Consider the following 21,591-nt stretch of genomic DNA (forward strand, 5'->3'; position numbering starts at 1 on the left):
TTATGACAACTGCACTCATTACTGATGATTTCTAACTGAACACTAAATTTAAGACTAATTACGCTTAGCGTATGTATTTATTGCTGCATATACGTCAATGTCTAATATTGCGCCTTTATGTTGGACGACTTCCCTTGCAACACTGCAAGCATCAATAAGCGCTGTCTCAATATCACAACCGATATTACGTGCAGCTAAATAAGTACCAGCAAAAGAATCTCCTGCAGCTGTTGAATCAATTTGAACTGGGGCAGCGACAAACGCTTGATGCGCAATAAGTTCGCCACATTCATATACAAATGTGCCGTCATTACCGCACTTAACGATAATTTCTTTAGCGCCTAATGACTGACAATATTGCATGATTTTTATAGGTGAAGTATGACCAAGTAATAACTCATGTTCTTCTATTCCGGGTAAAGCGATATCACAGTGCTGATATGCTAACTCAAGCCAATGAATAGCATGTTCTGGGCCTTTCCACATTGCGGGTCGGTAATTAGGGTCGAAGGCTATTTTTGTGCCATTTTCTTGGAGCCTCTTGGTCAATTCAAGTAATAGCCCTTTATCTTCATCAGATAAAATACCCAATGAAATTCCACTAAAAAAAGCGATATCAGCATGGCCGATTTGGTTGATTAATTCTGGTAATGGCTTTAAACGCATCATTTGTGTCGCTGCTGATTGTGAGCGCCAATAACTGAAACTGCGTTCACCTGTATCATCTGTTGATATTGCGTAAATCCCAATTGTTGCAGATGTTGATACCAGAGCGCAGTCTGTATTCAAGTTATGTTTCTTCCACGCGGACAACATTGTTTTACTCGTAGCATCACCACCTACAGCAGTAAAATAACGACAATCGGTTTGTGGGTTATAGCGTTTTGCATAAACCAAAGCATTGTATGTATCACCAGCAAATGATCGGTTTAATAAGGAGTCAGATTTTTCAATTAACTCCATCATGCACTCACCTATAGCAAGTATTGATTTCATGGTTACGCTTCTCTTTTTAGCAAAGTAACGTTTTCAGGTTCAGATTCTCTTGCTAGTAACATTTCAATTTCTTCAATCGTTTTGTTCTTAGTTTCTGGCATAATTTTATACAAGAGCACAAAACCAATCGCACCGCAGATGGCATAGAATAAGAATATTTCATCTGCGCCAAATACACTGAGTTGCCAAGGGAAAAACTGTTGTACTAAATAGCTAACAAAGCTGGTTATGAAAGCAAATACCGGAATTGCCACACCGCGAATGTGAGTAGGGAATATCTCAGAAAATAGCACCCACATGATTGGACCAATTGAAAAATGAAACGCAGCAATAAAGCCAATAATGCCGCCAATGATCAAGTTTGCATTAATACTGGCTGCACTTTGTAATATCTGACTTTCATAGAGCTTGGCATCCGCCTCACCCATTATTTGAATAAGGGCATCTTTAAACTCGACATCACTTTGATATACCACATTAGCCATTGACGATAAGTCGCCAATATTAATTTCAGCAGCTAGTGCAATTAAAGCTTGATCGGTTAATGTATATGTCGCGCTGTGAAATCCCCAAAAACAAGCGAACAAGCTTACCGTAGCGGTTGCTAAACCCCAGATCACTAAAGGTCTTCGCCCTAATTTATCGATAAGTAAAATAGCAACAATCGTAAATACAATGCTCACTAAACCCACAACAACAGCTTGGAAGAAAGCAGCATCCGTTCCAATACCTAATTGTTCAAATACCGTTGGGGCATAAAACATGATGGCGTTAATTCCGGTAATTTGTTGAACAATACCAATGGTTAACGCAATAATCATTACCGATCTAACTTTGGTATCAAATAGACTTTTAAATAGTTCAATGAACGAGGCTTTCTCATCGTGATCTTTAAGGCTTGCTTTAATCTGTGCGATTTCATCATCACAATGGGTCGTATTGTTGAATTGATTAATGATTTCTTTCGCTTTAACTTCTTTACGCTTCATGATTAACCAGCGTGGGCTTTGAGGAATATTCAGTAACAGTAAAAACCAAATGATGGCCGGTATTATTTCAACAGCCAACATCCAACGCCATGTGTGGGTATCGATTCCTAGTGAAGTCACCAATGGATGACCACTTTCTGAAAAAGACAATATTCCATAATTAACGAAATATGCTAATGATAAGCCCACAACGATATTAATTTGAATAATTGATACTAGCTTGCCACGTAGATGGGATGGTGCTATTTCGCCTATATACATAGCGGCGACAGATAAAGATGTAAATGCTAATCCACCTATAAACCTGGCAATAACCAGTGCTTCGAAACTGGTCGCAATAACAGATAACACAGCTGAGATAATGTAAATAAAAGAAATCAGTACGAGGGTTTTCTTACGCCCGATTTTATCACAAACAAAACCAGTAATGAGTAAAGCAAATATAACACCAAAACCTGGGGCACTTACGACGGTTCCTATTTGCATATCAGATAAACCAAATTCACTGGTAACAAATCTAACGGTCCCTGATATTAGTGCAGCATCGAGACCGAAGATAAATCCTCCGATAGCAACAACCAACGCACAATAGTAAACGCTGTGACTTCTAGCAATCATATGTGTATCCATCTTTTAGTAATAATTTGTAATGATGCCGCTTATGAGCTGTTAATTTTCCGCATTAGTCATCTTAATGACGGTTACAATTAGTCACTCAACGACCATTAACATTACAGTAGCATTAACAACAAAGATTTAGCAACTATTGTTAACAATTTACTATAGAGAATAATTGTCTCGTTGTTTCTTATCCACTTACTTAGCCAAACTTTTAATGTATTACACTGAATAATATGTATAATTTGTTGAAACGAATTATTTTATTAGTTGTATTAGTTAAATATTCCAATTTTCAAATATACGGCTTTTTAAATAAGAATCCTCGCAAACTATTAATAACTTATTGCGTCAACAGCATTCGCAATGTAGATTGTTAACAAAATAAATTTAACATTGTGTGTGGTTATGAAAAACAAAATGAGCTCGACCCTGTCAACAATAGAGTCAACCAAGCGTGCTTTATTAGTGACATCAATAATTGCTGCATTGAGCGGTTGTCAGTCTGAATCAGTGACATTTAATGTCACTCCGAGATCAGAAATAGATTCAACTGCTAGCCAAACTATCCAACTTATTGATTTTAATAAACAGCAGACCGATTTAATCAATACCGTTGCAGCAGATACGCAGATTAATGATGGCGCTATCGCAGTTAAGTTTAAATCTGAAAATAATAGTTACAGTAATATCAGTTTTAACCCTGATACGCCGTGGGATTGGAGTGCGTTAAAAGACTTTAATCTCGCATTTGATATTGCCAATACTGGTAAGCACAGTGTGCAGCTTTACCTTGATATCAGTGATATTGATGGTGCTAATTACACTCGCACAGTCAATATTCCTGTCGGCAGCACCTCAAATACCTATTATGCGAAAATGGCAGGTCATGATTTAGCCACTCCTGATGGCGATCATAAAGTTGAACTAAATTTTAATTCAGGTTTACGTTCAAACCCTGATACTTGGGAAAGTGACGAAGTACAATTTACCTCTATGTGGGGCAAGAAGAACCTCAACACCAAAGGCATCGCGAAAATTAGTTTAAGTGTGCAAAGTAACTTACATGATAAAGAAATTTTGTTGAGTAACATTAGAATTCGTCAAAACCCTGAGTTTAATAAACAGTTCTTAACTCACATCGTTGATCAATTTGGTCAGAACAACACAGAAGATTTTGTGGGTAAGATAAACAATGAAGTTGAATTAGAAAACCAACGCGTGGCTGAGGCAAAAACCTTATCTGGAAAAGTCGCTGATGGAAGGAGCCAATATGGTGGCTGGCTAGCAGGTCCTAAACTAGCCGCAACGGGCTATTTTAGAACCGAAAAGGTTAATGATAAGTGGTCATTAGTTGATCCCGATGGTTACTTGTATCTCGCCACTGGCCTAGATATCATTCGATTATCAAACTCATCAACCATGACAGGTTATGACTTCGCTCAACAAAATATTGTTCAACGCACTAAAGCTGATGTCACCCCAGAAGATTCACAAAAATTAAATCGGGTATCCGATGCTGCTATCGCCAGTCGTTTTAAAGCATCAGATACTCGCGCAAACATGTTCAATTGGTTACCTAAATATAACGAACCTTTAGGCAAACATTTTGGATATCGAAGAAGCGCACATTCTGGGCCATTGAAACATGGTGAAACTTACAGCTTTTATTCTGCAAACCTTGAACGTAAATACGGCAACCAGCCTCAAGGCTATATGCAAGCTTGGGAAGATACAACAATCAACAGAATGTTAGATTGGGGTTTTACATCTTTAGGTAACTGGACTGATCCACGATATTACGACAACAATAAAATACCCTATTTTGCTAACGGATGGATTATTGGTAACTACAAAACAGTGTCAAGTGGTGATGACTTTTGGGGGGCTATGCCAGATGTATTTGACCCTGAATTTGAAGTCCGAGCTTTTGAAACAGCGAAAGTGGTTTATGAAGAAGTTAAAAATAATCCTTGGTGTGTCGGCGTATTCATCGATAATGAAAAAAGTTTTGGCCGTTCAGATAGCGTCAAAAGTCATTACGGCATTGTAGTTAATACACTCACACGTGACGGCAAAGATGTTCCAACAAAAGCTGCATTCACCGCAGTCATGAAGCAAAAATATGGTGAGATTCAAGCACTGAATACTGTTTGGGAGAAAGAGTTCACCAGTTGGGAAGCATTTGACCGCGGCATTGATTCAAGTATCAATAACGAACGTCAAATAGCTGATTATGGCGTATTACTTTCAGCCTATGCTGACAAGTACTTCAGCACGGTAGATAAAGCATTACAAAAATACATGCCAAACCATATGTATTTAGGCTCTCGCTTTCCTGATTGGGGAATGCCTATTGAAGTCGTTAAATCTTCAGCAAAATTTGTTGATGTCGTGAGCTTTAATTCATATAAAGAAGGACTGACTAAAAATTCTTGGAAATTCCTCGAAGATATCGACATGCCAAGCATCATTGGTGAGTTTCATATTGGCGCTAAAGATTCTGGTTTATATCATCCTGGTTTAATTCATGCTGCAGATCAGCAAGACCGCGGCGTGATGTATCAAGATTATATGAATTCGGTTATTGATAACCCTTACTTCATCGGTGCGCATTGGTTCCAGTATATCGATTCACCTATTACTGGTCGCGCTTATGATGGCGAAAACTACAATGTCGGATTCATTTCAGTTACAGACACCCCTTACCCATTTATGGTTGAAGCGGCTAAAACCGTGAATGGCAATATGTATCAAAGAAGGTTTGGTAAACAAGAATGAAGAGAGTAACCGCGTTAATTTAATCTTTGTTTTATGAATGCTTCTTATCCCCAGGAAGCATTCAGTTTTATCCAATCTCGTTTTGATTGTTTGAAATCTGCTTAGTTCTCCAGAGTTGCCCTGTCAGTTATTTAACAACTATGTTTGTTGTTAACAATAAACGGTTTCAGAGCATTGTTTTTCATAAAATAACAGAAATTATTCTAATGAATCATTTAACATCAATAACTTACAGAAAATAATTCTGTATATTATTAACAATATGACATTTGACAATTGTAATGATTTCACTAAGTGTCTAGAATGTTAGTATATAATGATGAAAATTGGGTACAACAATGGCTGCAGCAAAACCGACAAAAATTCTTTCAGTTAAAGATCAAATTGCAGATCAACTGCGTTCAGATATTATTGCTGGTGATTTAGCGCCAAACACTAAGCTTAACGAGCAAGAGTTAGCAAAACGCTTTGGTTTATCGCGCGGGCCGATTCGAGATGTGATCTTACAGTTGACCAAAGAAGGTTTACTGATATCTAAAAATAACTGTGGTGCATCAGTTAACAGTGTTCTAGAGCCAAAGCTGCAAAAGCTGATGATTAACCTGCGTCGTAACATTGAAGTCTATGCTATCGAAAATTTCAAAAATAACCCATTAACTGAAGATGATGTAACCCAATTGGAAACGATTCTTGATGAGTTACAAGGAGCCTTTGATAGAGAAGATTTTACTGAAGTCACAAAAGTTGATATCTCGTTCCATAACTACCTAATATATAAAGCAGGTGGCGAAGATTTAGTTAATATCTGGTATCCATACGTCATGCGTATGCGCCTTAACTATAAACGTATTACCACTAGCTCAGAATGTGTAGAAGAGCACAGAGGCATTTTACAGGCATTACGCGATGACGACATCAGCAGCGCAGTTAAGGCCATCAAAGCGAATATCAAGTAACTCCCCCCAATTCAATCTAACAAAAGGACAGTTTGCCACTGTCCTTTTTTAATACGCTGAATTCAGTCGATTCACAGGCAAGCATTCATTTCATTGATTAAAATTATTAATGGTGTAACTTCCTCGCTACCACGATTATGTTTAACTCTGTTCATTAACTCTGTTCATCTACAGTGAAATCTTCCTCGCTTTCAATCGACTAAAATGTTTGCTCATCAGATTCACTATTAACTTCAATGGTCGTTGCAATGTATATATCGAATATTGTTATTGAAAACAATTTACTACATCGATATAAATCCAAATAAGTACTTTAATTACAAACCAATAAATAAAACTCACATGAATTAAATTCAACCCCCATAAGTATAATACAATTTTAAGTACATTTTTCAAGATCTTAAATGTAGCGAAGATATCTTAAAAGTTTACCTCTCAAAATCTATGGTTAATTGTTAACAATTCACCAAAAATAATGTTAGTGTATCTGTGTAACCTTTGGGATATTCATGTTTGTATCTAGTTCACAATCTATGATTTACATAATTAAGAATTAGATGGTCGTCTGCGTAGTCGTTGATCCCTTATTTTGTAATAACAATTGAAGTGACCACTATGAAACAAGACAATAAACATTTTTCCAACTATTCATTTATATATAAAGCCTTCGCTATATTGGTATTAAGTTCAAGTTTAATGGCCTGTACCGGCTCCTCAGATGAGCCTGCTAGCCCACCAACAGCCACGCCACCGGCAGCTACACCACCCGTAACCCCAGACACAAGCCCAGTTGAATTTAACTTTATCAACCAAACAGATGTAGCAGTTAACACCCTCATCAAGTCTAATACTGTTTCCATAACAGGCATTGATACTGACGTCGACATTAGTATTAGCAAAGGTAAATATTCCATTAATGGCGCTCAATTCACAGACACACAAGGCACAGTAAAAGCCAATGACACTGTGGCAATAGAGCTATTATCTGCAGAAACATCAAGCACAGACGTGCTAACAGAACTGACCGTGGGTACATTTACCACTACGTTTACTGTAACCACCCAAGCCGAAATAGAGCCTGAAAATGTAAAACTTTATTTCAACCTCGATACTGAGCATTCCGTTAACGGGGTTAATCAATTTTCGCGAGAAAAGTTTATCACCATTCATGCCTCACATACTGAAAACGATTGGTATAACGTAGGTGTCAATGAATCTGCCGATCTTATTACTGAATTTGTTGAAGACTACGATGTGTATTTTGGCCGTGATACTGGCGGTATGCGTTATCAACTCAGTCTATTGGCAGAATCAGCAATCAACAGCGGCTTTGTTGACCCGCAAATGGCCACCAACAATGGCGGAAATAGAAGATGGAACTATAGCACTGCAACCGATGCAAGATCAGAAACCCAACGCAAACATGAACACCGTAATCCAAATATGGTCGTTGCAGCGCAACAACACCCTTATTGGCCTGATGGCAAAGATACGGGGCAAGGTTGGTCATTTTCACAAAAGGACAGCGCCTCTGAGCCCTTTGGCACCGCTACCGGTGATTATATGGGGCAATTTGTTGCCAAATACTTTAACAAAAATGATGGCATTGATATCTACGGACAACCTAAGCCTAAATACATTGAAGTGATGAACGAGCCACTATACGACTTAGTTGATTATGCAGAAGAGCCAACCACAGTAACTAAAGTATTTGAATTTCATAGTAACGTTGCAAAAGCCATTAAAGCAGTAAAAGTCAATGAAGTCTTCGCTAACGATAATGTGCTGATTGGCGGCTATACGGTTGCGTTTCCTGATTTTGATAAACAAAATTTTGAGCGTTGGGAATTAAGGGATAAAGCCTTTATTGATGTTGCTGGCGCAGACATGGATTTTATTTCACTACACCTTTATGACTTCCCTTCTTTTCAAAACAGAGAAGAGTTAAGAACGGGCAGTAATATAGAAGCAACTTTCGATATGCTTGAGCAATATATGGCGATGTCTTTAGGAGAAGTTAAACCCTTTATCATTTCTGAGTATGGCGCTCAAATGCATTCTCTGTTTAACCAACCTTGGTTACCACAGCGTGACTGGAATCATTTAAAAGCGATTAACGGGCAATTGATGTCGTTTTTAGAGCGTCCAAACCAAATTGAAATGGCGATTCCGTTTATCCCAGTTAAAGCTGAATGGGGGCGCTTAAGTGAAACCGTCCCCTATTACACTCGGTTAATGCGTCAAAATAAAGAGGCGTCAGGTCAAACTGGTGATGAATACGTTTATACCGAAATGGTGAAGTTTTACCAATTATGGTCAGAAGTTAACGGAACCCGAGTTGATAGCTTTGCTACTGATGCTGATTTTCAGTTAGATGCATACATTAATACCAATGATGCGGGCAATAGCGATGCTTACCTTATTATTAATAGTTTGGAACAAACAGCACAACTTGTTGATTTATCACTACTGGGATTTGATGAAACATCCATAAGCGCAATTAGTATTAAACAGCTATCTCATGACAATCAAACCCCTGTGTTAACTGAAACTGAACCGCAGTTACTCGCCGATATTGCATCACTCACTATCGGCGCAGAAGCCACAACAATTATTAAACTCTCATTTAATAAGCTCATCACTCAAGGGCATAGCCAGAATGAAACCAAATACTACGCAGACATTTATAAGCAAAGTATTGTTGCCGATAGCCCACTGACTTTTAACCTTAATAATGTTGTTATTGCCGACAATGGTGAAGCGTCATTACGAATAGGCTTAGGACGCGATCACGGTAAATCACTACAACCGATCGTTACCGTTAATGGTAATCCCGTTGTTATCAATACTGATTACCGTGGCTACGATCAGTATGCTAATGGGGATGGTCGACTACAATTTTTCGGATTAATCGAAATTCCGATTAACAACAGCTATGTAAACCAAAACAATCAAGTAGAGATTACTTTTGATGATGATGGTGGCTTTGTTACCTCTGTTTCAATGCAATATTTTGAACAATCAAAAAAACTCATTCGCGAATAAAACACATAACAGACTAAACGATATTTTAGGTGCAGTGAAAACTGCACCCAAACTCATCTTACGATTGTGATATTACGTCGTTATCGCAGTGGTGAGATCTATTCCTGTTGGGGCAGGAATAGTCTTAAGGTCCAAACTTTACCCATAATAAAGATCCACAATGAAAGGGAAATATATGAAACATCATTTAAATCTCGTATGCGCAACAGCGTTAATAAGCACGAGTGTTTTATCCAGTTCAATTTATGCAGCTGATTGGGATGATATTCCACTGCCAGTAGTTGCAGGTAATGGGCTAGTTTGGCAATTGAATGATCAATATTCAGATTCATTTAACTATAACGGTAAGACATCGACATTTAACAGTAAATGGAATGACACCTATTTCAATGCATGGGAAGGACCTGGACTAACACGTTGGAACAGCGGAGAGTCTTGGGTGTCTGATGGTAATTTGATTATTAGCGCATCGCGCAAAGCACCAGACTTGGTGAATGCAGGTGTTATTACCTCAAAAACTAAAGTTAAGTACCCTATTTTCTTAGAAGCCAATATTAAGGTGAGTAACCTAGAGTTATCATCAAACTTTTGGCTACTAAGCGAAAATGATGAGCGTGAAATTGATATTTTAGAAGTATATGGCGGCGCACGTGAAACCTGGTTTGCACAAAATATGTCGACTAACTTTCATGTTTTCTTAAGAAACAATGACAATAGCATCAGAAGTGACTTTAATGATCAAACCCATAATACACCGGTATGGGGTAACAATTGGCGTGAAGGTTTCCATCGGTTCGGTGCATATTGGAAAAGCCCAACAGATGTTACCTTTTATATTGATGGCCAAGAAACCCCACAGGGTTCATGGGATGAAGTCGTCATGAAAGACAAAGACTACACTGGCGCGATAATGAACAAAAGCCAATATACAATGAACGAAGAAATGTTCATTATTTTGGATACTGAAGATCACTCTTGGCGTTCTGAAGCGGGTAATATTGCCACTAATGCAGATTTAGCTGACGCCAGTAAAAACAAAATGTATGTAGATTGGATCCGCGTCTATCAACCAGTGAGTGATGGTTCATCAGGTGGTAATACTGGCGGTGACATCAATCCTAATACTCAATATCAAGTCGTCGCAAAACATAGTAATAAATGTGTAGATGTTGTTGATAGTAAAAAATCAAACGGCAGTACTTACCAACAAACAGCTTGTAGTAACAACAATAGTGACCAACAATTTAGTTTTACTGAATTATCCAATGGTTTCTATTCTATTAAGGCTAAAGTGAGTAACCTTTGTTTAGATTTATCAGCGGGTTCAACCGCTAATGGCGCCAAAATTCAGCAATGGGTTTGTAACAGTTCAAACCAAAATCAAATGTGGGATCTAATCGACAAAGGCAATGACCAATATGAGATTCGCAATAAGGTCAGTAATAAATGTTTGGATATAGCGGGTAAAGTAACATCTGATGGTGCAAGCCTTACCCAATGGAATTGCTATGATGGCGATAACCAACGCTTTTCATTAACACAATAGTTTCTCAAGTAACCTATCCTAAAAAATGTGCACCCAATGTTTACTATAAATAACGAAGTTTGGGTGTTTACTCCATTAAACCATCAAGCATAAAAATACCCCGATAAAATCGAGGTATTCCGACTTAAATGCGTAAAACGTTAATTTACCTTAAGCATTAAGCATGATTTGCGCTATTCCGTAGTGTGATTAAATGTTGAATTTGTCCCATCGATGCCATCATTAAATGACAAGCCTGCAGATAACCATTTTGATGAAATTGCTCTAATAAGGCATCACTAAGACAAGCAAGTTTTTTTTCATTGATTACATACAAACCGTCAAAGTTAACCTTTTGGGTAGCTAAAGTTGAGTCCACTACTTGTTGTGAAGCCGATGGATTCGCTGCAGTTAATTTTTTATTGATAGTAACCTCCAATTGAATTGCTTCAATTAAATCGTTATCTGCAAGGGTTTGAATAAATGTCTCAGTGCGCAATATGCCGTGAGAAAGCTCAAAGACCATCTTACTCATTGCCGTTAAATAGGCTGTTGGCTTTTGGTTTTCATCAAATAATGCGTGGGCATTATCTGCTGTATCGCCTTCAATAACCCTCTTACTATTCATATCAATAGTTAATACCGTATTATCAGCACTAGCAGGCGATGAGCTTTCGCCAATTCGTCCGACCATAAAAGGCTGTCGACGAATATGAAGGGGAATATAGTGGCTGCTCCAGCCATCTGCAGTTAAAAATAGGTTCTCTCCGGATTCAAAGCCCAATAATGCATGCAAGCCAAATTGACCCGTTTGATTATCCTTTAGTAAACAGCAAGGGTATTCCAAAATCAGGCTACGTAACTCATCTGCTATGACAGGCACAAAGTGAATATTTTCGCCAAATTGATTACCATGGCCACTGCACACTTTAGTATTTTTATGGATGTTACTATCAACAATGATATTGTCCACGGTTGCTCCTTTTATACTCGTTGTAAACCGTATTGATTGATTAACTTTAATAGTTCTCGATTTGACATTAAATGAGCGGTTAATTGTGAGGTGTCAGATGCGACTTTTTGAAACAATAATGCAGCATCTTTTTGTGCTGTATCAGCTAAACCCCGATGAGACGCTTCAGTTTTAAACCCCATCCCATAAAGAACATATTGATAACTGGCAGCAGGAAAGACTTCTGTAGCATGGATAAAGTCATTATCACTTGGAATATGGTACTTCCATAAGCTCAGTAATGTTTTAAGGCTTTGTGGAATAGTGTCTGGGTGGCGATTATCTATCCAGAATTGGCTATCATCACGCTGAGTCAACATATAATGCAGCTTTAGAAAATCTATGATCCTCTCCCAGCGGTATGTAAAGGTTTGATTAAATCGCTTCGCTACAATATCCATACATGCACGATTAACAGGTAACTGCTGGGCTATCATGTTGGCTGAGATCTCTACTAACAACAGTGCTGATGCTTCTAATGGTTCTAAAAAACCTGCAGATAACCCCACCGCGACACAATTGCGATGCCAAAATTGCTCTCGATAGCCTGGATTAATCGGTATTTTACGAAATGTTAATTCATCAATATTGCTTACTGAAGGCGCAAGATATTGTTTAAGCTCAGCAATTGCCGTTTGCTCTGAAATATACTTACTGGAATAAACATGGCCTACCCCTCGGCGACTTGATAAACCTATGTCCCAAATCCAGCCTGCGGTTTGCGCTGTTGAAATGGTTTGTGAGGCAATGGGGCTTTGCTCGTTTTCATAGGGCACTTGAACGGCAATAGCATTATCAACGAATAATATGTCTTTACAGCTTTTAAATGGTATTTGGTAATGCTCCCCAAGCAGCAGTGATTTAAAGCCACTGCAATCTATAAACAACTCACCATATACATCACCAGATTTCGCCGTCGTCACACATTGAATATCCCCACTATCATCATTATTAATTGCAATAACATCATCGACAATATGGTTAACATTCAGTTGGCTAATACAGTGTTGTTTTAAAAACTTAGAAAAACGACCTGCATCTAAGTGATAAGCATAATTAGCAACAGCATCGTACTCTGCTGTAGTGATTAATTTAGGGGCTAATCCGGCTTGGCATATTGCTTCTTGAGGGCTTAAACACATTGAAAATGACAAAGCTTGATTAGGTACCCATTCCTCATTAGCCTGATGATATGGAAATTGAATATTGAACCAATGTACGGCCAGATTATCATGCTCACCACCTTCGGGAAGCATTAAAGGATGATAGTAGTAATCATCTTGCTTTCCGGTGACCCATTGGCAAAATTTAGCTCCTTGCTTAAAGGACACATGACATTGGCGGATAAAATCGGTTTCTCTAATTCCCATATTTTTTAGCGTTCGGCGCATGGTAGGCCAAGTACCCTCACCCACGCCAATGGGCGCCACATTAGCTGACTCAACCAATGTGATACTAAAGTTTTTTTCATGCTGCTTGTTTAGCTTTGCCGCTAACGTGCCAGCTGTTATCCAGCCAGCAGTGCCCCCACCTACAATAACGATATTCTCGATAGTTTTATTCTGCTGCTGATGCTGTTCGTCGATTGGATTGTTCGCTAAGGATTTAGACATGATTTACTCCAATTCTCGTTTTGTCATTTAAAATCTACTACAAGCTAAAAAGGCTGCTGCAAAAAGCAGCAGCCAGAGGCTCAATTAGCTAGGTACTCACCAAGATTAAAACTTGGCACTTATACCAAATGTAAAGCGAGGCCCGTATTGCTCTGCAGACAATAATTGCTCTTCAAAGCGGCCGAATCGACGTACCGTTTCATCGGTTAAATTAAGGCCATCTACAGATACAGTAAACGTGTCGTTGATATCGTAGGACACACTCATATCAAGTTGACCATAAGCTTCAGTAAACGTAGGTTCATTACCAAGCGCTAGCAAGAACTCATCACGCCAGTTATAAGCGATACGGGCTTGGAAGCTATCATTTTCATAAAATGCCACCAAGTTACCTGAATCGCTTAAACCGGTCAGTGCAATAGTTTGATCGAAGTTATAAGGGTCAAAGGACTCATCACTGTTTACGATTGTGTAGTTAGCCACGGCACCGAAGCCACTATCCCAAAACATGTATTGTGCATTTAACTCCCAGCCATCAACCTCACGGTTTTGTAGATTGTCAGGCGTAGCAACTTCCCAGGTAATCACAGGATCTTTCGCAACGCCTAAACATGCAGGATTTGGTATATCAGCAGCATCAGGACACCCTGCACGAGGGTTGACACTTGGGTCTGTTAATGGCTGACCATTAACATCATTAATCGAGCGGTTTTCAGTACCGGCACCGATGAAGTTTTCAACATACTTTTTAAAGTAACCGGCAGAAGCAAAGCTACCATCATCGAAGTACCACTCTAATGACAAATCAAAGTTATCCGATGTGATAGGTAAAAGGTTTGGGTTACCCTGAGATGCGTTAAATGGTCCACCCGGACGTGCATTAACGTTGGTTGCCGGGAACATGGCGCTAACACCAGCGCGTGATAATGTGCGGCTATAAGAAAAACGCGTTACTAGCTCATCAGTTACCGTCATATTGAAATCAAAATTAGGTAAAATTCGAGTATAGCTACCGCTTAATTCATCTGCTGTTGGGACATCATCATAAACAGGACGCAATTCTTGATCATGTCGATAATTCATCGCAACAATACCATTTTGAACCGAATAAGCTGACACATCGGTATCTTCGTAACGCACACCTACATTCATTTTGACTGGCATGTCATTAAACTCGGTATCAAAATCAAATGACAAATAAGCCGCTAACGTTTCTTCATTGACGCCATTGGTTTTAATATTCGGCTCGGCAAACTTACCTTCATTTTTGACAATATCGATGAATTGATTAACATCATATTGTGAAATCAACGGGAATAACTTATCTGCGCCGGGGAACTGATCCGCGGTATCCCCTAACGGCATAAAAGCTAAATCTAAATTCGCCAGTGGTACGTCTACAAACGAGAACACTTCACTGAGACGAGTATCAATGGTGTAATCGGTATTCATAATACCGAAATTGATTTTGGTTAATGCACTGTCTGATGCAGCATTTTCCCAACTACCTGAAAAACGATATTGCTTAACATTGTTTTTCATTGAGTAACCTCGTTTTTGATATAAATCAGAAACGATGTTGTCTTTGTTATAAGCCCCACCTGGTAAGTTTGAGTCATCAACAATAATTTCGGGAATATCGCCAATAAAATTAGCGCCAATTAAGCCAACTGAGCCAGATGGATTTTTTAAATTAGCTAATGTCTCTGCGGTTTGACCATCAGGATTAGACTCTGAAGTTGAATCATGAATATCAAGCTCAAAACTTAAAGTATCCGTTGCTTGCCATTCAATGTTCAGACCCAGTGAATCATTTTCTTTTTCTTCGTAATATTCCCACGCCCAAAAGTTTAACTCATCGTCTTGATCCCGAGGATTCCACAAGGTGCCATTAGCATCGGCAGATCCACTTGGATTATCGAACCAAAACGCTGAACGGTTGGTCACACTGGTTTGTTCAAAGCGAGAGATAGTGTAATCAAGTGTGGCAACAACTGAATCAATTGGCTGGATTTGTAAAACAGCTTGAGCATTTTGACGCGTTCTTTCGGTATCCAGTTGCTCTGTTTTAGCCGTCCACGGCGTCCAAATTGCTTGCTCTGGGTTTCTATCAGTATCAATGGCCGATAAATCTACATTGTCACGGCTACGGTTTCTAACCCAACCATCTGTCCCTACTAAATCGGTATGACTATTTCGTTCTGCGTGAGAGGCTGATAATAAGAAACCGACTTTATCATCAGCAAAGGTTTGGCTGATCATGCCTGAAACTTCTGGCGTGACTGAATCTCCTTCTTCAACGCTGGTATCGTAAATACCTTTGGCACTAACAAACGCCTTAAAACCATCATAGTCAAATGGACGCGCTGTAGCGATATCAATAGTCGCGCCAATACCACCTGAGGTGATGTGTGCTTTACCGGTTTTGTAAACGTTTACACCAGAAACACTTTCAGCAGCAATCTCACGAAAATTAAAACTACGTGAAACCCCTGCTGATTGCAGCGCAGATGAATTTGGCATTTGACGACCATTTAAGGTTACTAGGTTAAATTCAGGCCCAAAACCACGAACAGATACCTTGTTACCTTCGTTATTTGCACGGTCAATAGAAACACCAGCAATACGTTGCAGCGACTCTGCTAAATTAGTGTCAGGTAATTTACCTATATCTTCAGCACTGATTGCATCGACCACACCATCAGAATAACGCTTAGTTTGAGCTGATTTAGTCAGAGAACTTCGAATACCCTTAACTTGAATAACTTCCACTGCGGTTTCTGCACTATTGCCATCAACGCTGTCAACTTCCTCAGCTTGTGCCCCAACACTTGCTGCTATCAACATCGCACAATAAACAGAATTAAATCTGAAATTTTTATTTTTCATCATGAAAAACCTTCTTGTTATCGGATTTTAAGCCTTAATCCGACCGCATGCATTAGCGCACATTTGTGACCGAATTGTTAACAATCTAGCTATTTATTAACCACTCTGTCAATAGTTTTTTGAAGTTTGTTTATTGTTGACAATTTTTAATGCTTTTTAATGACGCTCAAAAATGCGTAGATAAGTGTTTTTATATCTATGAAAAAAAGAGATAAATAGCCATCTTTATCCGTAATAAGCACTGGTATTGGTATAGTTAGGATTGAAAATGTCAGTAGTATTTAACTTAGGGCGTACTGGGCTAATTTACGTCTTTTACTGACTTTATTTCTTCACTAAAACGCTTTTTATACAGAGTGCTATTAACAACTTTCGCGGCATCTACCAATTCGGTATAAGGTTTATCTGTCACCGAAACAAAACCGACATTATAGTTTTCGCCATCATAAGCTCTGCCGGTTAAAGGCGAATCAATATATTGAAACCAATGCGCACCGACAAAGTATCGATTCTCGATGACACTTTTCATATACTCTTGATACATCAGGCCCCTATCAGCTTGAGATTGTGCAGGCACTAGGCCTGGGTGTAACAAACCTGAGTCGAGTGAACCATTATGAAACTCACCAATAATGCTTGGCCGATTAACTTCCTCTAAGAAGGCCCAAAAGCCTTTATCTAAGCCTTCGTTATAATAGTTATAACTCATCACATCAGCATATTTAGCCGCTGCCGCGCGGATCTCTGGCGTCATCCCCCAACTGGCAAATCTCGCCCCCATATATAAATGGTTGGGCATATATTGCTTCAAGGTCGAACTCACTGTTTTAAAATATTGTTCAGCATATAAGGTAAGTAGCATCGATAAATCAGCGCTAACATCATCGTTGATATTCTTTAAACTCACGCCTTTTATGAGATCATCCCAACTGAACTTTTGCTCCCACGCCTTGTTTAAAGAGTCAATCGTTAAATACTTGCTCTTTAATGCATCAACAAACGCCGCTTTTGCTGGGCTGTCTTCAGTTGAACGACTTAGGGTATTGATCACAATTCCATACTGGCTTTGTGTACTGCCCATCATGCCCCAACTTTTTTCGTTATCAATAAATACCCCAATACACCAAGGGTTGTTATCGACTTCTAAGGCTATTTGCGCAATAGTGGCTCTAGCACGTACTGCAAAAACTGGGTCAAAAGGATCTGGTAGTGGGCTCCAATAATCATTACCACTGCTGACCGTTTTGAAGTCACCTATAATCCAACCATTCGCAAAATATGGTAAGCGATTCATTTGGTAATACCCGGGGTCTACCCAGTTTCCAAATGAGGTAAAGCCCCAGCTGTGCATACGATTAATAGTATTATCTTTCCATTTTTTAAATAATTTTTCAGGGTCATTTTCGGCAAATTTACGTTGTAAATTTGCCCGATAAAAACTAAAAGTCTCCCCAGAAAGTACCGGCCCAGTATGAACACTGCGACGATAACCAAAATTCTGCCCTAAGGGTTCATCATAACTTGGCAGCCAGCTAAACATGTCACTGCGTAGTGCCGAGACGAGTTTACGACTGGGTATGGCTTGATGGTCAACTTGGTTCAATCCTAGTGAGTCTTCAGGTGTTAAGTCAGTGGCTAACTTAATATTTATCAGCGCGGGATCAAAATCATAGCCGGTAATAGTTGAGGTATTAGCCATGCGTATATTGGCAATACCATTTGAAAAGAACAAATAGCCTTCGGGGTCAACTAAGGTCCATTTATCTCGATACTTATCCACTCTAAAATAGCCTGTTGCAGCTAGTTTAGGACCATTTATCCAGCCGTTAAATTGACTTCGATCGGCCAATCGTGGGGCTTTTTCAAGTAGGGCGATTTCTTTTGCACTGCGCTGTTGTAATGCTTCAACAGAATTCACCTTGCCGTTGAAATATTGTTTTGCGTTTTGACCAAACTGATCAACCAAGCCGACTAAATAATCACTTATTACCGCTTTAGGCGTTATTAAGCGCACATTATCAAACGAAAGATGTTTATCGACTAAAGAGCCGCCAACCTGAAACTCAAAGGCTGTTATGTGGTGTAAATCTAGGTCTTTTTTGCCACCCCGCCATTCAATTTGTTCATAGTCTGTGAGCCAATATTTAGGGTTTGAACGAATTCCGGTATTTTGGTCTAACTCATCACCACTTAACACAATGTAATAGGTTTTGGAGGAAGACGCCGGAATAACCGTACTGCGTGATTGGTGGTCGTTTAAGTCAAACGCTTTAACATAGAGTGGCGTTGATGCGTCGGCATGATTAGTAATGTCCACCGCAATGGCAACATCTTGGTGACCGCTTATATCCCATGGTGATGTTGCCTGTAAACTAATATTGGCTTTATAATTAACTTCAGATTGAAAGGTAACTTCAAGGGCATTATTGCTGCCGCTATTCACTATGGAAAACAGGGCATTTTTTCCAATGATGTTTTGTAATTGGTCAGCATTTTCAAAGTCGAACAGCGTACGTTCAAAATTGACATTATCCGCCTTAGAAACTGTATCTTTGGCTGTCTCAGACGTATTAGCTGTTGTGGCTTCTGCTGGAGTATGGCTATTGCAGCCCAATAATGTCGCTAGGCTCCCTAGTAAAAGCAAGCCACACACTGCACGCGCTTTATTTGAAATGTTATTTGAAACCTTTATTGGAACATTATTTAAAAATAGTTCAGGCATATCGCCTCCTGCAATATAGTCAGCAAAACGACTACGCTGATAATGGTTAATTAACGCCTTAAAATTTCACTTCATACCTGCCGAATACTAAATCACAGTTGCAACAATCGATTGCACTGGCTTGCCAGTGCAAAATGGTTAATGATGGAATACAACAGGATGAATTAACTCAAAAATTGAAGCCTTGAGGAGAACCCTCAAGGCTTGGTAACAAATATCACTTTATTCAGCTTCGTTCATATAAACGGTTTTCTTTTCAACATACTGCTCTAAACCATACTTACCGTCTTCACCACCAACACCACTCATTTTCCAACCATTATGGAAACCTTGATGTTGCTCCCCTAACCCACGATTAACATATACTTCGCCAACTTCCATTTCTGCAATAGAGCGGTGAATGTAAGCCAAGTTTTTGGTGTATAAATACGCCGACAAACCATACTCACTATCGTTGGTATAAGTAATAGCATCATCAATACTGTGAATTTTAATGATAGGTAATACTGGGCCGAAAGTTTCTTCATGAACCAAAATATTATTCTGCTCTACATCTACCAGCACTGTAGGCTCATACCAGTTTCCGCCTTCAAAACCTGCAACCTCAGCAATTTTCCCACCGGTAGCGAGTTTCGCGCCTTGTTTAATGCTTTTTTCAACCAAGCTGTGAATATTGTTAATCTCACTTTGATTAACTTTTGGCCCCATATCAGAACTTGGGTCCATTGGGTTACCTACTTTAAGTGCTTGCACTTTAGGGATGAATTTAGCAATAAAGGCATCATAAACATCGGCGTGAACATATAGACGTTCTGCGCAGGTACAAACCTGACCACAATTAGCAAAACGTGCAACTACGGCATCGTCGACGGCTTTATCTAAATCAGCATCTTCCATCACAATAAACGGCGCTTTGCCCCCAAGTTCTAGCATCACTGGCGTGAGATGCTTGCTACTGGCCTGATAGATAATTTGACCAGCACGGGTACTACCCGTCATGGTTATCAGCTCTGTAATAGGGCTTTCACATAAATGTTGGCCGACAATAGAGCCACTACCATTAATGATGTTCAGTACACCTGGTGGTATACCCGCTTCATTAGCAATACGACCTAACTCCATCGTTGCAAGGGGCGTTTCTTGAGTCGGTTTAACAACAATACTGTTACCCGTTATCAATGCTGGGCCAATTTTTCTGCCAGCTAATGCTAACGGAAAATTCCACGCGGTAATCGCAACCACAACACCTTTAGGTACTTTATGGATGTAAATCTTTTCGTTTTCATTATCAGAAGGTAAAATATCACCTTGTAAGGTCAACGCATTATCACAAGCATATTCAACAAATGTCGCAGTGGCATTCACCTCCATGCGGGCGACATCAATCAATTTACCTTGCTCTTTTACTAAGAGCTCTGCTAATGATTCGGCGCTAGCTCGTATACCATCAGCAAATTTACGTAAGATAACGGCACGTGCTCTCGGGGTCTTTTTCGCCCAAAGCTTTTGAGCCTGCTGAGCAATTTCTAATGCATCTTGCGCATCATCAACACATCCTTGCGGAATAACACCGACTAACTCTCCAGTACTAGGTGAAAATACTGAAATAGTGCCATCAGATTTTGACGGTACGTACTCACCATTAATAAAATTTACGTTATTTCTAATTTCCATGACTTTATCTTCCCATCCAACCGCCATCAACCAACAAAATACCGCCATTCATATAATCAGAAGCTGCGGAAGCTAAAAATACTGTCGGTCCTTTAAAATCATCAGGAGTTCCCCATCGCCCTTGTGGGATACGATCTAAAATAGATTTAGAACGCACAGGATCATCACGCAGTGCTTCAGTATTATCAGTGGCAATGTAACCTGGTGCAATAGCATTAACATTAACGCCTTTACCAGCCCATTCGTTTGCAAGTGCTTTTGTTAGCTGACCAATTGCACCTTTACTTGCTGCATAACCAGGAACAGTAATACCACCTTGAAATGTTAACAATGAAGCAGTGAAAATAATTTTACCTTCACCACGTGCAACCATTTCTTTGCCAATTTCACGGCTTAAAATAAATTGAGAATTTAGGTTTATCTCAATGATTTTATCCCAGTATTCATCACGATGCTCAGTTGCTGGCTCGCGTAATATAGAACCCGCATTATTCACTAGAATATCAATATTTGCATGCTGCGCTTTCACTGTTTCGATAAAGTGATAAAGACTTTGTCTATCTGAAAAATCACATTGATATGGATAGAATTTTTTACCAGCCGCTTGAACATTTTTTTCCACATCAGAACCTGATGCAGCAAGACTTGCTGATACACCAATGATATCAGCGCCAGCTTCAGCGAGCGCTTCTGCCATTGCTTTACCAATACCGCGACTGCAACCCGTGACTAAGGCAACTTTACCTGTTAAATCAAATTTATTAAGCATTT

General features: G+C 39.3%; 12 protein-coding genes. 4 read left to right on the plus strand and 8 right to left on the minus strand.

Annotation, left to right across the window (positions count from 1 at the left end; translation table 11 throughout):
- Positions 1–54: 54 nt before the first annotated feature.
- Positions 55–996 (minus strand): sugar kinase, encoded by a 942-nt coding sequence (locus tag Q4591_RS09740; RefSeq protein ID WP_303460825.1) that lies wholly within the window; start codon positions 994–996, stop codon positions 55–57.
- A 2-nt stretch (positions 997–998) separates the two neighbouring features.
- Positions 999–2,603: a sugar porter family MFS transporter gene (locus tag Q4591_RS09745; protein WP_102519600.1), complete on the minus strand. Its 1,605-nt coding sequence runs from the start codon at positions 2,601–2,603 to the stop codon at positions 999–1,001.
- 420 nt (positions 2,604–3,023) lie between these two features.
- Here Q4591_RS09745 and Q4591_RS09750 point away from each other — a divergent pair, with 420 nt between their 5' ends.
- The 4 genes from Q4591_RS09750 to Q4591_RS09765 all read left to right on the plus strand — a co-directional run bounded on the left by Q4591_RS09750 (position 3,024) and on the right by Q4591_RS09765 (position 10,931).
- The gene (locus tag Q4591_RS09750) at positions 3,024–5,384 is read left to right on the plus strand and encodes a beta-galactosidase (protein ID WP_303460828.1); all 2,361 of its coding nucleotides are present in this window, start codon (positions 3,024–3,026) and stop codon (positions 5,382–5,384) included.
- A 338-nt stretch (positions 5,385–5,722) separates the two neighbouring features.
- Entirely contained in the window at positions 5,723–6,340 is a 618-nt protein-coding gene (locus Q4591_RS09755) for a GntR family transcriptional regulator (protein ID WP_102435810.1), read from the plus strand.
- A 615-nt stretch (positions 6,341–6,955) separates the two neighbouring features.
- Complete coding sequence (locus tag Q4591_RS09760; protein WP_303460831.1) at positions 6,956–9,385, plus strand: agarase; 2,430 nt, start codon at positions 6,956–6,958, stop codon at positions 9,383–9,385.
- Between the two features lie 175 nt (positions 9,386–9,560).
- Positions 9,561–10,931 carry an RICIN domain-containing protein gene (locus Q4591_RS09765; protein WP_303460833.1) on the plus strand — a complete coding sequence of 457 codons (1,371 nt, stop codon included), beginning with the start codon at positions 9,561–9,563 and terminating at the stop codon, positions 10,929–10,931.
- A 157-nt stretch (positions 10,932–11,088) separates the two neighbouring features.
- On the opposite strand, the gene Q4591_RS09770 is transcribed toward Q4591_RS09765, so the two are convergent.
- The 6 genes from Q4591_RS09770 to Q4591_RS09795 all read right to left on the minus strand — a co-directional run bounded on the left by Q4591_RS09770 (position 11,089) and on the right by Q4591_RS09795 (position 21,589).
- Positions 11,089–11,883 (minus strand): SapC family protein, encoded by a 795-nt coding sequence (locus Q4591_RS09770; RefSeq protein ID WP_303460834.1) that lies wholly within the window; start codon positions 11,881–11,883, stop codon positions 11,089–11,091.
- Positions 11,884–11,894: 11 nt separating this feature from the next.
- Positions 11,895–13,535: a tryptophan halogenase family protein gene (locus tag Q4591_RS09775; RefSeq protein ID WP_303460836.1), complete on the minus strand. Its 1,641-nt coding sequence runs from the start codon at positions 13,533–13,535 to the stop codon at positions 11,895–11,897.
- Between the two features lie 105 nt (positions 13,536–13,640).
- Complete coding sequence (locus Q4591_RS09780; protein ID WP_303460915.1) at positions 13,641–16,424, minus strand: TonB-dependent receptor; 2,784 nt, start codon at positions 16,422–16,424, stop codon at positions 13,641–13,643.
- 301 nt (positions 16,425–16,725) lie between these two features.
- Entirely contained in the window at positions 16,726–19,146 is a 2,421-nt protein-coding gene (locus tag Q4591_RS09785) for an agarase (protein WP_303460838.1), read from the minus strand.
- 222 nt (positions 19,147–19,368) lie between these two features.
- Entirely contained in the window at positions 19,369–20,820 is a 1,452-nt protein-coding gene (gene aldA / locus Q4591_RS09790; protein ID WP_102519619.1) for an aldehyde dehydrogenase, read from the minus strand.
- A gap of 4 nt (positions 20,821–20,824) precedes the next feature.
- Complete coding sequence (locus Q4591_RS09795; protein WP_102435830.1) at positions 20,825–21,589, minus strand: SDR family NAD(P)-dependent oxidoreductase; 765 nt, start codon at positions 21,587–21,589, stop codon at positions 20,825–20,827.
- Positions 21,590–21,591 lie beyond the last annotated feature (2 nt).

This window comes from Shewanella sp. 3_MG-2023 (assembly GCF_030548765.1).
Taxonomy (GTDB): Bacteria; Pseudomonadota; Gammaproteobacteria; order Enterobacterales; family Shewanellaceae; genus Shewanella.

Coding starts and splice junctions, on each gene's coding strand:
- Q4591_RS09740 (WP_303460825.1), bottom strand. CDS start 996: ATGAAATCAATACTTGCTATAGGTGAGTGCATGATGGAGTTAATTGAA.
- Q4591_RS09745 (WP_102519600.1), bottom strand. CDS start 2,603: ATGATTGCTAGAAGTCACAGCGTTTACTATTGTGCGTTGGTTGTTGCT.
- Q4591_RS09750 (WP_303460828.1), top strand. CDS start 3,024: ATGAGCTCGACCCTGTCAACAATAGAGTCAACCAAGCGTGCTTTATTA.
- Q4591_RS09755 (WP_102435810.1), top strand. CDS start 5,723: ATGGCTGCAGCAAAACCGACAAAAATTCTTTCAGTTAAAGATCAAATT.
- Q4591_RS09760 (WP_303460831.1), top strand. CDS start 6,956: ATGAAACAAGACAATAAACATTTTTCCAACTATTCATTTATATATAAA.
- Q4591_RS09765 (WP_303460833.1), top strand. CDS start 9,561: ATGAAACATCATTTAAATCTCGTATGCGCAACAGCGTTAATAAGCACG.
- Q4591_RS09775 (WP_303460836.1), bottom strand. CDS start 13,535: ATGTCTAAATCCTTAGCGAACAATCCAATCGACGAACAGCATCAGCAG.
- Q4591_RS09780 (WP_303460915.1), bottom strand. CDS start 16,424: ATGAAAAATAAAAATTTCAGATTTAATTCTGTTTATTGTGCGATGTTG.
- Q4591_RS09785 (WP_303460838.1), bottom strand. CDS start 19,146: ATGCCTGAACTATTTTTAAATAATGTTCCAATAAAGGTTTCAAATAAC.
- aldA (WP_102519619.1), bottom strand. CDS start 20,820: ATGGAAATTAGAAATAACGTAAATTTTATTAATGGTGAGTACGTACCG.
- Q4591_RS09795 (WP_102435830.1), bottom strand. CDS start 21,589: ATGCTTAATAAATTTGATTTAACAGGTAAAGTTGCCTTAGTCACGGGT.